General features: G+C 70.0%; 15 protein-coding genes and 1 tRNA gene. 12 read left to right on the top strand and 4 right to left on the bottom strand.

Annotation, left to right across the window (positions count from 1 at the left end; all coding sequences use genetic code 11):
* Positions 1 to 7 precede the first annotated feature (7 nt).
* Entirely contained in the window at positions 8 to 577 is a 570-nt protein-coding gene (locus ABTY40_RS14885; RefSeq protein ID WP_352059855.1) for an HD domain-containing protein, read from the top strand.
* On the opposite strand, the gene ABTY40_RS14890 is transcribed toward ABTY40_RS14885, so the two are convergent.
* Positions 565 to 1,038: an NUDIX hydrolase gene (locus ABTY40_RS14890; protein ID WP_352059856.1), complete on the bottom strand. Its 474-nt coding sequence runs from the start codon at positions 1,036 to 1,038 to the stop codon at positions 565 to 567. The two genes, ABTY40_RS14885 and ABTY40_RS14890, sit on opposite strands and share 13 nt — an antisense overlap.
* A complete protein-coding gene (locus ABTY40_RS14895; RefSeq protein ID WP_352059857.1) occupies positions 1,035 to 1,805 on the bottom strand; it encodes a helix-turn-helix domain-containing protein in 771 nt (256 codons plus the stop codon). Before ABTY40_RS14895 ends, ABTY40_RS14890 begins: the two co-directional genes overlap by 4 nt.
* Positions 1,806 to 2,901: 1,096 nt before the next feature.
* On the opposite strand from ABTY40_RS14895, the gene ABTY40_RS14900 reads away from it, so the two are divergent.
* From ABTY40_RS14900 to ABTY40_RS14945, 10 genes are all read left to right on the top strand, one after another.
* Positions 2,902 to 3,552, top strand: a complete 651-nt coding sequence (locus tag ABTY40_RS14900) for a GGDEF domain-containing protein (protein ID WP_352059858.1) — start codon at positions 2,902 to 2,904, stop codon at positions 3,550 to 3,552.
* Positions 3,549 to 3,884, top strand: coding sequence for a hypothetical protein (locus tag ABTY40_RS14905; protein ID WP_352059859.1), 336 nt, complete (start codon positions 3,549 to 3,551; stop codon positions 3,882 to 3,884). The genes ABTY40_RS14900 and ABTY40_RS14905 overlap by 4 nt, the downstream gene beginning before the upstream one ends.
* A 76-nt stretch (positions 3,885 to 3,960) precedes the next feature.
* Positions 3,961 to 6,186, top strand: a complete 2,226-nt coding sequence (locus tag ABTY40_RS14910; RefSeq protein WP_352059860.1) for a cell division protein FtsK — start codon at positions 3,961 to 3,963, stop codon at positions 6,184 to 6,186.
* A gap of 139 nt (positions 6,187 to 6,325) precedes the next feature.
* A complete protein-coding gene (locus tag ABTY40_RS14915; RefSeq protein ID WP_352059861.1) occupies positions 6,326 to 6,577 on the top strand; it encodes a hypothetical protein in 252 nt (83 codons plus the stop codon).
* Positions 6,578 to 6,600: 23 nt separating this feature from the next.
* Positions 6,601 to 6,795 carry a hypothetical protein gene (locus ABTY40_RS14920; RefSeq protein ID WP_033206753.1) on the top strand — a complete coding sequence of 65 codons (195 nt, stop codon included), beginning with the start codon at positions 6,601 to 6,603 and terminating at the stop codon, positions 6,793 to 6,795.
* Between the two features lie 15 nt (positions 6,796 to 6,810).
* A complete protein-coding gene (locus ABTY40_RS14925) occupies positions 6,811 to 7,419 on the top strand; it encodes a hypothetical protein (protein WP_352059862.1) in 609 nt (202 codons plus the stop codon).
* A gap of 3 nt (positions 7,420 to 7,422) precedes the next feature.
* Positions 7,423 to 7,881, top strand: a complete 459-nt coding sequence (locus tag ABTY40_RS14930; protein WP_352059863.1) for a hypothetical protein — start codon at positions 7,423 to 7,425, stop codon at positions 7,879 to 7,881.
* Between the two features lie 86 nt (positions 7,882 to 7,967).
* Positions 7,968 to 9,947: a DUF3987 domain-containing protein gene (locus ABTY40_RS14935; RefSeq protein WP_352059864.1), complete on the top strand. Its 1,980-nt coding sequence runs from the start codon at positions 7,968 to 7,970 to the stop codon at positions 9,945 to 9,947.
* Positions 9,948 to 10,276: 329 nt separating this feature from the next.
* Positions 10,277 to 10,468, top strand: coding sequence for a helix-turn-helix transcriptional regulator (locus ABTY40_RS14940; protein ID WP_033206761.1), 192 nt, complete (start codon positions 10,277 to 10,279; stop codon positions 10,466 to 10,468).
* Entirely contained in the window at positions 10,465 to 11,940 is a 1,476-nt protein-coding gene (locus ABTY40_RS14945) for a tyrosine-type recombinase/integrase (RefSeq protein WP_502990585.1), read from the top strand. Before ABTY40_RS14940 ends, ABTY40_RS14945 begins: the two co-directional genes overlap by 4 nt.
* Before the next feature lie 8 nt (positions 11,941 to 11,948).
* Here the strand turns inward: ABTY40_RS14945 and ABTY40_RS14950 are convergent, their stop codons facing one another.
* Complete coding sequence (locus ABTY40_RS14950; RefSeq protein ID WP_352059865.1) at positions 11,949 to 12,671, bottom strand: hypothetical protein; 723 nt, start codon at positions 12,669 to 12,671, stop codon at positions 11,949 to 11,951.
* Positions 12,672 to 12,903: 232 nt separating this feature from the next.
* Positions 12,904 to 12,975: transfer RNA gene (locus ABTY40_RS14955), tRNA-Arg, on the bottom strand.
* A gap of 160 nt (positions 12,976 to 13,135) precedes the next feature.
* Between ABTY40_RS14955 and ABTY40_RS14960 the strand changes: the two genes are divergently transcribed.
* Positions 13,136 to 13,669: a response regulator gene (locus tag ABTY40_RS14960; RefSeq protein WP_352059866.1), complete on the top strand. Its 534-nt coding sequence runs from the start codon at positions 13,136 to 13,138 to the stop codon at positions 13,667 to 13,669.
* Positions 13,670 to 13,732 lie beyond the last annotated feature (63 nt).

Here is a 13,732-nt window from a genome sequence, read left to right on the forward strand (position 1 = left end):
GGCGTCCATGGGCCTTACTGAGTGGGCGTACTCGCTCTCCGAATCGATGTTGTCCGAGCCGCTGCCGCGTCGTTGGGCACACTCCCTCGGCGTGGCCAAGCGGGCTCGGTCTCTGAGCCCGATCCTCTGCGCCGACGCCGAGCTGCTGGAGGCCGCGGCCGTTCTGCACGACGTCGGGTACTCGCCGGCCATCGCGACCACCGGCTTCCACCCGCTCGACGGGGCTCGTTTCCTTCGAGAGCAGGAGGGCGCCGACGAGCGGGTGGTGCGGCTCGTGGCCCATCACTCCTGTGCGCTCCTGGAGGCTGAGGAGCGAGGGCTCCGGCATGAGCTTGAGACTGAGTTCGAGCTTGAGCGACCCGAGCTGGTGGACGCGCTGATCGTCTCCGACATGACGACAACGCCCGACGGTGGGCACACCACCCCGGTCGCCCGGCTGGACGAGATCGTGCAGCGGTACGGGCCGGACACCATCGTGGGGCGGTTCATCCAGCGCGCGGCGCCCGAGATCTACGCCGCCAACGAGCGGGTGGAGCGCCGTATGGCCGCTGCTGCGGCCGGCGCTCAGCCGAGGTAGGGCTCTCGTCGCGACTCGTCCAGGCCGTGCCGGATGCGCAGCCTCATGGACGGGTGGATGTCCAGGTCATCGAGGTCCGCTGGATTCACCCAGCGGACCTCCTTCGATTCGCTGCTCGTGCGGAGGGATCCACCGACCGGGTGGGCCCGGAAGCAGATGGAGAACTGCTGGCGGACCTCTCCGTCGTCGTACGCCAGGACGTGGTCCGGGTCCGTGTAGAGGCCGACGATGTTGTCCACCTCCACTTCGATCCCCGTCTCCTCCCGGACCTCCCGGACCGCGGTGTCGCCGATTCGCTCGCCGATGTCGTGGCCCCCACCTGGGAGAGCCCACAGGTCGTTGTCGGTCTTGTGGATGAGGAGGAGCCGCCCCTCGTCGTCGCGTACGACGACCGTCACGGACGGCACCACCGAGTTGGCCTTTGGAGCGGTGGGGTCACGGAAGTAGTCGATCCGGCTCATGCGTCTGAGCCTCCCAGGTCAGTGGGTGAGGTGATGGGGTGGGCACTCTCCCAGACTCGCTCGATGCTCTCGGCGTAAGCGTCGAAGAGCTCGCCGCCGGCCACCCGCTGGATGTGCAACACCGGCGCCATGTACGCGCCGACGCCGTACAGGTGCCCGTTCGCGAGCATATGGTCATCCGCGCGATAGAGGGAGTTGTAGAGCGTGGTGGAGTGGAGGCGGAACTCCACGCCGGGGAGTCCGAAGAGTGGCGCATAGTTGACCAGGGCATTTCGGATCTTGCCTGCCATGGCCCCGCCGATCCCCTCGTCGGCTCCGCGCACTGCCACCGCAGCTGAGTCGGGGTCGCCGAGCATGAACCGGACCGGGATGCCGGCGGCCGACTTCTCCTTGACGACCTGGTGGAAGGCCGCGTCCTCGGTGAGCCAGAACCCCGAGTAGACCAAGACGTCGAAGGACCGCTGAGCGCTGGCGTAGAGCTGCGTCCAGAGCCGATTCGGCACGACCGAGCGGTGGGGGTAGAGCTTGATCAGCTCGGCGTTGCCTGCCTCGGTGACCTCTGCGGACGTCCGCTCCTCAGGCCATAAGTAAGACATCTCGCGCTGAAGGAGCGAGGCCGTCGCGTACTTGAATCGGCGGTACGGCTGGCGCTTGGGGTCGTTGATCCAGCGCTCGACTGTCTTCGCCGACACCCCGAGCCGCTTGGCGACCTGATCGAGCGTCATGCCGCTCTCGATGATGGCGCCGCGCAGTCGTTCGTTGGCCATGTCGCACTCTCCCACCCGCGGGACGACTTGGGACGACTTCACCGTAGCCAAGTCGTCCCGCAGCCGTACATGTGTGGAGTCCAGCGTCTGCCCTGATCAGGCCAAGCTTGAGGCATCGAGCGGGGCGGGTTCACGAACTCCTTGAAAAACAAGGGACTTGACGACCCCAACCCGTCTCTCCATGATGAGGGACAGGTAATACATGTATCTCATCGAGCTTCGGCTCGAAGAGAGGTGCTGTCTACAAGCACAGGGCGGGGACGCTGCAATCCCGCTAAAGGCCAGGTGGAACAGGGTTTCGGCCCGTGCTGGCGAGGTGGCCCGGCGACCGCGAGCAACGGCCGGAGGGTGGGGACACAGGTCCCCCTTGCAGTGCTTCATCCGATCCAACCGACCGAGGGGGTCCCCATGTATCGACGAAGACTCTGGGCGTCGCCCGTGCTCGACCAGCACGGCGACCACGCCCACCGCGTCCCCTGATCCGCCGCTTCGACGCACCGGGATAGCCGGTGACTCGCGGACGTCAGGTCACCTGCGCAGCGGTTGCTGCGGCCGGTTGCCTCCCTCGCCCGTCCGGGCCCCGCACGGGGTGCCGTACGGGCGAGGCAGGGGGAGCCGGAGAGATTCCGACCCCGCCGCGCTGGCCGAGCTGCGCGAGACCTACGGCCGGCGTTGGCGGTCAAAGACCCCGCGCCGCGAGCGCGTCCTCCTGAGGCTCGGGGAGCTTGCTCCCGATGGGGTCGTAGAGGAGCCGGAGCAGGAGCCCGCCACGCCGCCCGTTCCACCGCCGGACAAGGAGCAGGACGAGCGGAAGCCGCGCAAGCGCACCACCCGCCAGAAGCCCAAGGGCGCGAAGCCCCCCCCGTTCGGCAGCGGAGCTGCTGGCCGAGGCCCGCGAGCTGACCGCCGACTGGCCGCTGGCGGGGATCAACGCCGAGGCGATCCGGACCGCACTGCACTGCTCGGCAGCCAACTCCCGCGTACTGCGTGACGAGCTGCTCGCCGAGCGGGCCAGCCGCCCGGATCTCCACTCCGTCGACACGAACGAAGGCAGCGACACGGACGAGTCCGCCGAGACGGCCGAGGAGGTCGCCGCATGAACACCCTCGCCACGATCCTCGCCGCGACCGGCCCGCTCGCGGCCGGATGGTCCGGCCACGTGCTGTGGCTGCGCCGTCGGCTCCGCACCGCCCGCCGCGACCCGCTCACCGGGCTGCGGACCCGCGAAGGCTTCACCCGCCGGGCCGACGCGCTCCTGCGCGACGACAGGGCGGTGGTCGTCCTCGCGGACGTCGACCACTTCAAGCAGATCAACGACCGCCACGGCCACGCGGCCGGCGACGCCCTCTTGAAGGCCACCGCCGACCGCCTCGCCCACTACGTAGGCCCGAACGGTGTCGCCGGGCGCCTCGGCGGCGACGAGTTCGCGGCCGTCGTCCTGGACACCGACGGCACCGTCGCGGACCTGCTCGCCGTCCTTCACGGGGTACTGGCCCGCCCCGCCGACAAGGCCAACCCGCACGTGTCCACCACGGTGTCCCTCGGTTGGGTCCGCGCCGCCGACTTCCCCGGTGAGGACCTCTCCGCGCTCCTCGGCCGGGCCGATGAGGCCATGCACGCGGCCAAGCAGAGCCGCGCCGGGATCAAGGGAGCCCGGCTGGGTCGGCTGCTCTCGGCGGTCACCGGTCGCCGGTCGGGACGCCGAGGTGCCCCGACCGGGGCACCGGCGGTGGGGGCGGCGGCATGACGCCGGGCCAGCTCGCCGCCGCCGACCTCCTCCACACCGTGATGGAGGCCGCACAGCACCGCTGCCAGTGCGCCGGCGCATGCGGACAGCCCCACACGAAGGGCGAGGGGCGCTGCACCCGCGAGCACGGCCGCCACGCGGGCAAGCACAGCGGCCCAATCCGCCTCATGGCCGCCGCGGCCGACCCGCTGACCACCGAGCTCGCCGCCGCGGCCCTGCCCGCGAGCGAGCTGCGCGCCTGGTGCCCGCCCTGCTTCACCGCCGCCCGCCGGGCCGCCCAGCGCACCGCCGCGGCGCCCGGCGACGACCAGGGCGGCCTGTTCGACCTGTGAGCCACGGGGCCCGGTCACGACCGACCAAAGCAGCGGCCGGACCCCGCCATCCCTCCCGAGAGAAGGAAGAGTCTCAGTGAAGCACCCCGACGACGAGAACGACTTCTTCGACCGACTCGAAGCCGACATGGCCACCACCGGGTCGCCCGACTCCGGGGCCGACGTGGTCGACCTCGACAAGGCCCGATCCGCCCGCACCGAGTCGGCCAACTCCACCGCCGACGCGTCGCCCGACTCCCACACGGACGGGTCGGCCGACGAGTCGGGCGACCCGTCGGCCCGCCGGTTGGTCGACGGTCCGGCGCTCGCCGGGCCCGGATACCTCGGCCGACTCGCGGGCGCGAAGCGGCGACGGATCGTCCCCGCGTGGCTGCGGTCGCCGGCCGAACTCAAGACCGCCGCCCGCTGGGTCGCCAGCCACTACACCCACCTCGCCGGGTACCACGCGCTCCGCTCCCCGGTCTACGCCGGGCGCCTCGCCCTCCAGGCCCCGCGCGGTGCGGCGAAGTTCGTCGGCGGCACGATGCGCTGGGTCGCCGACCGCGAGGGCGAGCCCGTTCGACTCGCCGCCGTCCGGCGCGAGGACGCGGCGGAGTACCTCAAGCTGTCCCGGCAGCGCGACGGCCGGGTCCGGCTGCGGACCCTGGTCGCCACCCTCGCCGCACTGGTCGGCATGGGCACCGCGCTCGCCCTCTACGTCCTCGCCCCCGGCTGGCTCCAGGTCGTCTCAGTCGGCGCGCTGCTGCTCGCCCTCGGGTCGGCCGGCGGGCAGGCCGACGCGCCGGTCATCAATCGGGCGGTGGAGGTCACCAAGGCGCCCAAGCTCACCAGCGACATCGTCCTGCGCGCGCTGGGGGCTCTCGGTATCCCGGCGATCAACCAGGCACAGGGCAAGGGCCGGGACGGCTTCACGTTCACCGCCCCGATCACCCGCGACGGGCCCGGCTGGCGTGCGGAGGGTGACCTGCCGTACGGCGTCACCGTCACGGACGTGATCGAGCGCCGCGACAAGCTCGCGTCTGGCCTGCGCCGCCCGCTGGGCTGCGTCTGGCCCGAGGCTGTCCCGGAGGAGCACACCGGGCACCTGGTGCTGTGGGTCGGCGACCAGGACATGTCGACCGCGCGGAAGCCCGTGTGGCCGCTACTCAAGAGCGGGACCACGGACCTGTTCAAGCCGGTCGCCTTCGGCACCGACCAGCGCGGACGCTGGGTGGAGATGACGCTCATGTACATCGCGGCCGTCATCGGCGCGATCCCCCGCATGGGCAAGACGTTCCTCCTGCGCCTGCTGCTCCTGATCGCCGCTCTCGACCCGCGGGCCGAGCTGCACACCTACGACCTCAAGGGCACCGGCGACCTCGACCCGGTCGGCGAGCGCGTCTCGCACCGCCACCGCGCCGGGGACGACGACGAGGACATCGAGTACGCCCTCGCCGACCTGCGGGAACTGAGGGATGAGCTGCGGCGCCGGGCGAAGATGATCCGCTCCCTGCCCCGGGACATCTGCCCGGAGTCAAAGGTCACCAGCGAGCTGGCGAACATGAAGAACCTGGGGCTCCACCCGATCGTCGTCGGCGTGGACGAGTGCCAGATGTGGTTCGAGCACCCCAAGCACGGGGCGGAGTTCGAGGAGATCTGCACCGACCTGGTCAAGCGCGGCCCGCCCACCGGCATAGTGCTGCTGCTCGCCACCCAGCGCCCCGACGCCAAGGCTCTGCCGACCGGCATCAGCGCGAACGCGTCGGCCCGGTTCTGCCTGAAGGTCATGGGCCAGCTGGAGAACGACATGGTCCTGGGTACGTCCTCGTACAAGCGAGGCGTGCGGGCCACGATGTTCTCCTGGAAGGACAAGGGCATCCACTACTTCGTCGGCGAAGGAGCGGACGCCCGGATCGTCTCCTCCGTCTACGTCGACGCCCCCACCGCCGAGACCATCGGCCTGCGAGCCCGCAAGCTCCGCGAACAGGCCGGCACCCTCTCCGGCCACGCGCTGGGGGAGTCGTTCGAGACCGGCGAGACCAGCGCGTACGACCTGCTGCGCGACATCCTCGCCGTCGTCCCCGCCGAGGAGCCCAAGGTCTGGTCAGAAGTCATCGTGGCCCGGCTCGCCGAGCTGCGCCCCGACGTCTACGGCGGCTGGGACCCCGAGGGACTGGCCGCTGCCCTCAAGCCGCACGGCATCTCCACCACCCAGGTGTGGGGCAAGACCGAGAGCGGCAAGGGCGCCAACCGGCGCGGCATCGAGCGCTCCCGCATCTCCGCCATCATCACGGAACGTGACGGAAACCGGGACGCGAGCTGACACGGATCGCCGCTAGACCTAGCAGCAAGCCCCGCTAGGTCTAGCGGCACCGCTAGCACCCCATACCGCATCTGATCAGCACGCTAATTCCTAGCGGGCTGACCTGCGCATACCCCGAAAACCGCCGGAGACGCCCCCGATGACCCCTTTCCTCGCCGCTAGCTCACTCCTGCTCGCCATCACGCTCGGTTACTCCGCCCTGTGTGCGGCCTCGCCGTTCGGCAACTGCCGCAAGTGCAACGGACTCGGCTTCGCCCTCACGACGGACCGCAAGGGCAAGCCCAAGCGCGGCAAGACCTGCCGCCGCTGCAAGGGCCACGGCATTCGCATCCGCGTCGGACGCCACCTGTTCAACATCGCCGCCCGCCTCCACCGCGACGGCACCCGCTGACCCCGCAACGACAGGAGCCTGACATGAACTTCGAGATCTCCGCCGTCCTGCTCTTCGGCGCCGCGTCCGCCTTCGCCGTGAAGAGCAAGTCCTCCGGCGCCGGCGCCGCCATCGTGCTCTTCCTCTTCGGGTTTTTCGCCGCCGGGACCGGCGCGTACGAGCCGATCGCCAACCTCGTCCAGTCCTCCGCCACGGCCCTTTCCGACCTCGCCAACTAGCCGAAGGAGCACGCGATGAACGAGCCGATCACCGCCCCGCACTGGCTCACCACGGCCATGCCGAAGGCGGCCCCCGTCCTCGCCACGTCCACGGTCTTGGTACTCGGCCGGATCTGGAACGCCAACGGTGCCGAACACTCCGTCGGCAACGCCGCCCTCATGGTCGTCCTCGCCGCCGGAGCCGCCACGGCCGGCGCCTTCGCCTCCGCCGGACACCGCGGGGACAGCGTCCTCGCCGGAGCTGCCTTCGCGACCTCGGGCGGCCTCGCCTTCGCCGGGGTCGCCGGATACGCCGACGGACTGTCCCTCCCGCTACTGCTGTGGGTGCTCGCCACCGCCGTTGCCTACGGCCTCGCCGCCCGCTACTGGCGCACCGATCGCCGCGCCACCGTCGCTCACGAGCGGCACACGGCCGAGCGGCGCGAGGACCACGCCCACATCGAGCGCGTGGAAGCCCTGCGCGCCGGAGCCCAGATCGAGGCCGCCCGCACCGGCGCCCTCTACGCCGAGCAGCTCGCCACCGCCCTACTCACGCGCGCGGCTCTGCCCGGCTTCGACCCGCAGACCCTCACCCGCGCCGGACTGCCCGAACTCCCCGCCACCGAGAACACCAAGGAGTACTGACCCATGTTCGAGATCCGCGTCATCTGCGACCCCGACGACACCGAGCGGGTGACCGCCGCGCTCGGCGGCGCCTTCACCACCGGCGCCGTACGCCAGTACGCCACCCGCGACGGCAAGCGCGAGCGCCTCTACCTCACCGCCGACCTCCGGGCCGAGCGGTGGCCGACGCCCGAAGAGGCATACGCGCTCGCCCCGAGCATCATCAGCGAGGTCGGCTGGACCGCCGGCACCGCAGCCGACAAGCCGTTCGGCAAGGGCCTCGGCCGAGAGTTCTGGCTCCGCAAGGCCGCGCTCCTCGACCGCATCGCGCTGGGCGACGAGAGCGAGCGCGTACGCAGCGACGCGGCGGAGATGGCCACCGAGGCGGCCCGCCGCCTCATGGACACCGACGACGCCACGGTCATCTGCGACCCCCGCGCCTACGTACGCCAGCAGTACGAGCGGTGGCTCAAGCAGAAGTAGCTATGCCCGGGGCGGTCGCCTCTCACCACAAGACCGCGACCGCCCCGGCTCTCCGTCCCTTCGACAGAAACAGGAGAACCCTCAGCATGACACCTGAGCCCGCCCACGGGCAGTACGCCCCCGTGGTGCCACTGCACAGCGTGCCCGACGGCACGGAGCGGATGGCACCGCACGACCGGGAAGCCGAACAGGCCGTCGTCGGTGCGCTCATGCTCGCGCCCGACGTCATCGGCGACGTGAACGGCTCGATGGACCCGGCCGACCACTACGTGCCCGCCCACGAGACGATCCACCGCGCGATCCTCGCCCTGCACGCCCAGGGCCAGCCCGTGGACCCGATCACCCTCGGGCACCACCTGGAGCAGACCGGCGAACTCGTCCGCGCGGGCGGCCGGCCCTACCTCCACACCCTCATCCAGGCCGTGCCCTCCACGGCCAACGCCACCTACTACGCCGAGATCGTCCACGACCTTGCCCGGCGCCGCCGGAGCATCGAGGTCGGCACCCGCATCGTGCAGGCCGGCATGTCGGCCGAGGCCACCGAGGATGACCTCCGCGAGGCCCTCGCGCTCGGCGCCGCGACCGTCCCGGCCGCGTGGCCGGAGCCGATCCCGCTGGACCGTCAGCCGAAGCTGCCGCCGTTCCCCGTTCACGCCCTCCCCGGCTGGGTCTCGGACTTCGTCGTCGCGCTCGCCGAGGAGACCCAGACCCCGGTAGACCTTGCGGGCGCCCTCGCCCTCTCCGTCCTCGCGACTGCGGCCGGCGGCCGGGCCGTCGTCCAGGTCCGCGGGCGGTGGCGCGAGCCCACGAACCTCTTCGTCGTCGTCGCCCTCGGCCCGGCCAACCGGAAGTCCGCCGTCTTCGCCGCCATGACCGCCCCGCTCTACGAGGCGGAGAACACGCTCGTGGAGGGCTCCAACCTCACGATCGTGGAGGCCGAGGTCACCGCCCGCATGGCCCGCGAGGCCGCCGACAAGGCCGCCGCTCAAGCCGCCAAGGCGGAGGGCCCCGAGCGGGACAACCTGGTGGCCGAGGCGATCGGCCTCGCCCAGACCGCCGAGTCCCTGACCGTGCCGCCGCGCCCGCGGCTCCTCGCCGACGACGCCACCCCGGAGACCGTCACCACTCTGCTCGCCGAGCAGGGCGGCAGGCTCGCGGTCATGTCCGCCGAGGGCGGCATCTTCGACATCATCGCCGGACGGTACTCCGGAGTGCCCAACATGGAGGTCTTCCTCAAGGGCCACGCCGGCGACCGGCTGCGCGTCGACCGCCGGACCCGCCAGGAGTTCATCGAGGCCCCCGCGCTCACCATGGGCCTCGCCGTCCAGCCCAGCGTCCTGGAGGACATCGGCAAGAACCGCGGCTTCGACGGCCGCGGGCTGCTCGCCCGCTTCCTCTACTGCCTGCCGGAATCCCTGGTCGGCTATCGGAAGATCGACCCGGACCCCGTCCCGCCCGCCGTTGGTGCGACGTACGAGCGGAACGTCTTCGCCCTCACGCTCAAGCTCGCGGACTGGACCGACCCTCTTGTGGTTCAAGTGGGTCCCGAAGCCGATGCCGCCCTCAAGGCGTACGGCGAGCACCTGGAGCCGCAGCTCCGCACCAAGGGCGGGCGTCTCGGGCACATCGGGAAGTGGGCTGGGAAGCTTGTGGGAGCCGCGGCCCGGATCGCCGGTCTGCTCCACCTCGCCGAGCGCATCGATGGCGGTACCAACACCCCGATCAGCGCCACCACGATGGGCGCGGCGATCGAACTGGCCGACTACTTCGCCGCCCACGCCCTGACCGTCTTCGACCTCATGGGCGCCGACGCCACCCTGGCTCGCGCCCGGAGCTTGCTGTCCGTCCTGGAGGACAACGGCTGGGAGAGCGTCAGCCGGCGGGACCTCTTCGCCAAGCTCTCCCGTTCCGAGTTCCCCACCATCGCCGAACTGGAGGCCGCCGCTGCCGTCTTGGAGGAGCACGGTTACCTCCGCAGCGAGACCCCGCCCCGCACCGGCAAGCGGGGGCGCCCGCCGGCGCCCCGGTACCTGATTCACCCGAGCGTCCGCGAGCCCAAGGCGTGAGCCTCCCCACCCGCCTTCGCGTGGGACCCCGCCGCACAAACCGCAGAATCCGCAGAAACCCCCGGGCGGCCGTGCCCACCTGCGGAAACGGCCCGTCGGCCCGACAGCCGCAAAAATCAGCGAAACCGCCGCACAAATCCCATCGCCAGTCACGCGACGCCCGGCCCTCGGTACCGCCATCCATTTCTGCGGCGATTCTCGCGATTTTTGCGGCAGCCACCCACGCACCCCCAACGCCGCAGGTCAGGCCTCAGATTCGCAGGTTTCTGCGGATTCTGCGGTTTCTGCGGCGCCGCGCCCTGTGTCCGGTAGCCAGTCGAGGAGGACCCGTGTCCGCGACGCGTGACGAGATGCTCACGATTCCCCAGGTCGTGAAGGAGATCGGAGTACCCCGAGCCACCTTCTACCGGTGGCGTCAGCTCAAGAAGGGCCCGAAGGCCATCAAGCTCCCGAACGGCGCGGTCCGCATCCGCCGCTCGGACCTGGAGCGCTGGATCGAGACTCTGGAGGAAGCCGCGTGACCTACCGTAAGTCCAGTACCACCCCGGGCGCCCGCAACAGCGGGCGCCCGCCCGTTTCCGGGGACCTGACCCTCTCCACGGACGTACGGGTCTGGAAGGTCAACCAGGTACGGAGCAAGAAGGCTCCGTATCAGATCCGCTGGACGGTCGCAGGAAAGGTGAAGGCTGCCAGCTTCGCCACCGTGGCCCTCGCGGAGAGCCGCCGCTCCGAGCTGTGGCAGGCGATGCGGAAGGGCGAGGCGTTCGACGTGGCGTCCGGCCTGCCGGAGTCGGAACTCCGGGCGGCTGCTGCGAAGGAGAACGAGAGGCCCGATCCGTCGTGGTGGGACTTTAGCCGCGAGTACATGGCGAGCCGGTGGCGTACGGCGGCGGCGAAGACCCGTGAGGGGCTGGCCGACAGCCTGGCCACGGTGGCGCTCGCGATGGTGGAGGACGGAAAGAAGGCGCCCACGCCGGAAGAGACGCGGCTCGCGATGCGGTGGGCGGTTGTACCGGCGCACCATGACGAGGAGCCGCCGCCGGAACTTGTAGCGGCGTGCACGTGGCTCCAGACCCGGTCATTGGCGCTCTCGGCTCTCACCGACCCCAAGGTGGTGCGGGACGTCCAGTACCGGCTCTCGTTCAAGCTGGACGACACCCCGGCAGCGGGGGAGACCTATAAGCGTCGGCGCCGCGGCTTCAACACGGCCGTGGAGTACGCCATCGAGTGCGGGTACCTGGAGGAGAACCCGCTCGCGGGAGTGAAGCGCGCGGGGTCCACCAAGGGCGACGTCGTGGACCCCCGGGTCCTAGTCAACGCCGTCCAGGGCGAGCAGCTCCTCACGGCCGTCTCTTACGTGGGCTCCGTTCACCGGAACCGTGGACGCCGACTCGTCGCCTTCTTCGCCTGTCAGCTGTACGCGGCAATGCGGCCGGCCGAGACGGTGGGGCTCAGAGCGAAGGACTGCTACCTCCCCGAGAAGGGATGGGGAACGCTCACCCTCAAGGAGACCCGGCCAGTGTCCGGCAAGCGGTGGACGGACTCGGGGCAGCGTCACGACAAGCGCGGGCTCAAGTCCCGGGAGCCTAAGGCAGACCGCCCCGTACCGATTCCTCCGGCACTCGTCGCTATGCTCCGCGCGCACATAGAGGAGTTCGGCACGGCGAAAGACGGCCGGCTCTTCGCCAACGAGCGTGGCGCCGTGCTCGGGACCTCTAGCTACTGGAGGGTCTGGCAGGAGGCCCGGCCGATCGCCTTTCCGCCAGACAAGGTGCAATCTCCGCTTGCCCATCGGCCGTACGACCTGCGACACACCTGCATCACGAATTGGCTGAACGCTGGTGTTCCTGTCGCCGAAGTGGCCCGTCGCGCTGGTAACTCACCCGAGGTCATACACCGCCGATACGAAGGGTGCATCGATGGTCATGAAGAGCTGAACAATCGAAAGATCGAAAGAGCGATGGGATGGGCGAGTGAAACAGCAGGGCCGTGATGGTGGCCTTATGAGGGTGGGGGAGCGACAGCCCTCAGCAGCGCTAGGCAGTCTTGGCCGAAGCTGGTGAGGATCCACATCTCCCTGTAGCCGTCTTCTCCTGGGTAGCGCCCGATTCCATCGTCGCGTACGAGTCCCTCGGCAGTCAGGCGGGCAATCGATGCGTCGAGGGACGAAGCGAAGCCGGGGAGTGAATCGAGAATCTCGGGACGCCTCCAGCCTGGCCATCGACCGCCATGCTCACGTACGGGGAGAGTTTCGGTGTCGAGTAGTTCCATGAGCTTGACCTCAGGGCTTTCGATTCCTGCAAGCCCGCGTACGCGAAGGCGCTCCGCATCCACACGGGTGTCGTCTCTTACTCCCCGCCCCAGGCAGCGGCCAAGGGCGATGATCTTCGCTTCCAACGGGGTGTTTGCAGCGGCTTGTACGGCCTCAGCCATAAGCGCCATCAAGTCAGGGCTGCTCTCGACCGTGTGTACCAATCGGTCAAGGGAGACGTTGGCCTCGTCTGCCCCCGTAGCCAACACGCGTGCGGACCGCTCACCTCGATCCTGCCGAACCCTCTCGAAGAGTCGAACCAGATGCGGGTCCGCGAACTCTTTGACGGCCGCTGCCGCAATGCCGGCAACCGGGTTCAGGGCCCCAGCGACTCCTGCGACGGTGCTCGTGGCTGCGTGTACGACCACTTCACTGGAGGTCCGCTGCCTTGTCCTGTCCTGGTCCTCACTCATGGAGTGATCCTAGGGAGCGGCCCTGGGTGCATGCAGGATGTTTGAAGATGCGAGCTTTCTGTAGGTGCAGGGGCGGTCTCCGGGGTTGTGACGGCCCGAGTGGTTCACTCGCCACTCACTCGCGATCAGTGACACACAACGACAGAGACCCGGACTCAGTGGGACTGAGTCCGGGTCTCTGTGTTTGGCACTCTCACTGGTCAGCGGGTTGATCACGCTGTCCGAGCTGGAGTGCCCCCGGCAGGATTCGAACCTGCGCACACGGCTCCGGAGGCCGTTGCTCTATCCCCTGAGCTACGGGGGCGTCCGCCGCGTTCGGCGGCGACGGGTAGAACCCTACCAGCTCGCGAGGGGTGCCTGTGAACAGGTATTTCCGTGGTGTCACGAGGGGTGGGGTCCCTCGGTCGGGTCAGAAGTGGGCAAAAGCCGGACGCGGGGGGTCGGGGGGTCCTACTCTCGTTCGTGTGTCAGGCATGTCCGGTCGGGTGCTCGTTGTCGATGACAACAAGGTGATCCGGCAGTTGATCAGGGTCAATCTCGAACTCGAGGGGTTCGAGGTCGTGACCGCGGCCGATGGTGCCGAGTGTCTGGATGTCGTGCATCGGGTCTGTCCTGATGTCGTCACCCTCGATGTCGTCATGCCCCGGCTGGACGGGATCACGACCGCCGAGCGGCTGCGCGCCGACCCCCGGACCAGACATCTGCCCGTCGCGCTCATCAGCGCCTGCGGCGAGGGCGAGGTGACGTCCGACGTCGACGCGTTCCTCGCGAAGCCCTTCGAGCCCACCGAACTCGTGCGCGTCGTGCGGCAGCTCATGCACCGCGAGCGGAAAGAGCGGCCCGGTGCGGCCGGGCAGGACGGTGCGGCGGAGGCGGGAGAGGAGCCGGCCGCTGTCGGCCAGGAGGAAGAGGCCGCGCCGCGGGAGCCGGAGGGCGAGCAGGCGCAGGGACAGGCGCGGTCCGCCGGCGGTGCGGCCCTCGGGCAGCCGCCGAGCTGATCAGGAGCGGTCCCCCGGGCCTCCCCCTGTCACCCGCCTCCACCCCCCGGTCCCGCATCGCGA

The sequence above is a fragment of the Streptomyces sp. NPDC126503 genome, from assembly GCF_040302405.1.
Lineage (GTDB): Bacteria > Actinomycetota > Actinomycetes > Streptomycetales > Streptomycetaceae > Streptomyces > Streptomyces gulbargensis.

Bases quoted from the DNA above. Each gene is read 5' to 3' on its own strand.
- ABTY40_RS14885 (WP_352059855.1), top strand. From the start codon at position 8: ATGGGCCTTACTGAGTGGGCGTACTCGCTCTCCGAATCGATGTTGTCC.
- ABTY40_RS14890 (WP_352059856.1), bottom strand. From the start codon at position 1,038: ATGAGCCGGATCGACTACTTCCGTGACCCCACCGCTCCAAAGGCCAAC.
- ABTY40_RS14895 (WP_352059857.1), bottom strand. From the start codon at position 1,805: ATGGCCAACGAACGACTGCGCGGCGCCATCATCGAGAGCGGCATGACG.
- ABTY40_RS14900 (WP_352059858.1), top strand. From the start codon at position 2,902: ATGAACACCCTCGCCACGATCCTCGCCGCGACCGGCCCGCTCGCGGCC.
- ABTY40_RS14905 (WP_352059859.1), top strand. From the start codon at position 3,549: ATGACGCCGGGCCAGCTCGCCGCCGCCGACCTCCTCCACACCGTGATG.
- ABTY40_RS14915 (WP_352059861.1), top strand. From the start codon at position 6,326: ATGACCCCTTTCCTCGCCGCTAGCTCACTCCTGCTCGCCATCACGCTC.
- ABTY40_RS14920 (WP_033206753.1), top strand. From the start codon at position 6,601: ATGAACTTCGAGATCTCCGCCGTCCTGCTCTTCGGCGCCGCGTCCGCC.
- ABTY40_RS14925 (WP_352059862.1), top strand. From the start codon at position 6,811: ATGAACGAGCCGATCACCGCCCCGCACTGGCTCACCACGGCCATGCCG.
- ABTY40_RS14930 (WP_352059863.1), top strand. From the start codon at position 7,423: ATGTTCGAGATCCGCGTCATCTGCGACCCCGACGACACCGAGCGGGTG.
- ABTY40_RS14935 (WP_352059864.1), top strand. From the start codon at position 7,968: ATGACACCTGAGCCCGCCCACGGGCAGTACGCCCCCGTGGTGCCACTG.
- ABTY40_RS14950 (WP_352059865.1), bottom strand. From the start codon at position 12,671: ATGAGTGAGGACCAGGACAGGACAAGGCAGCGGACCTCCAGTGAAGTG.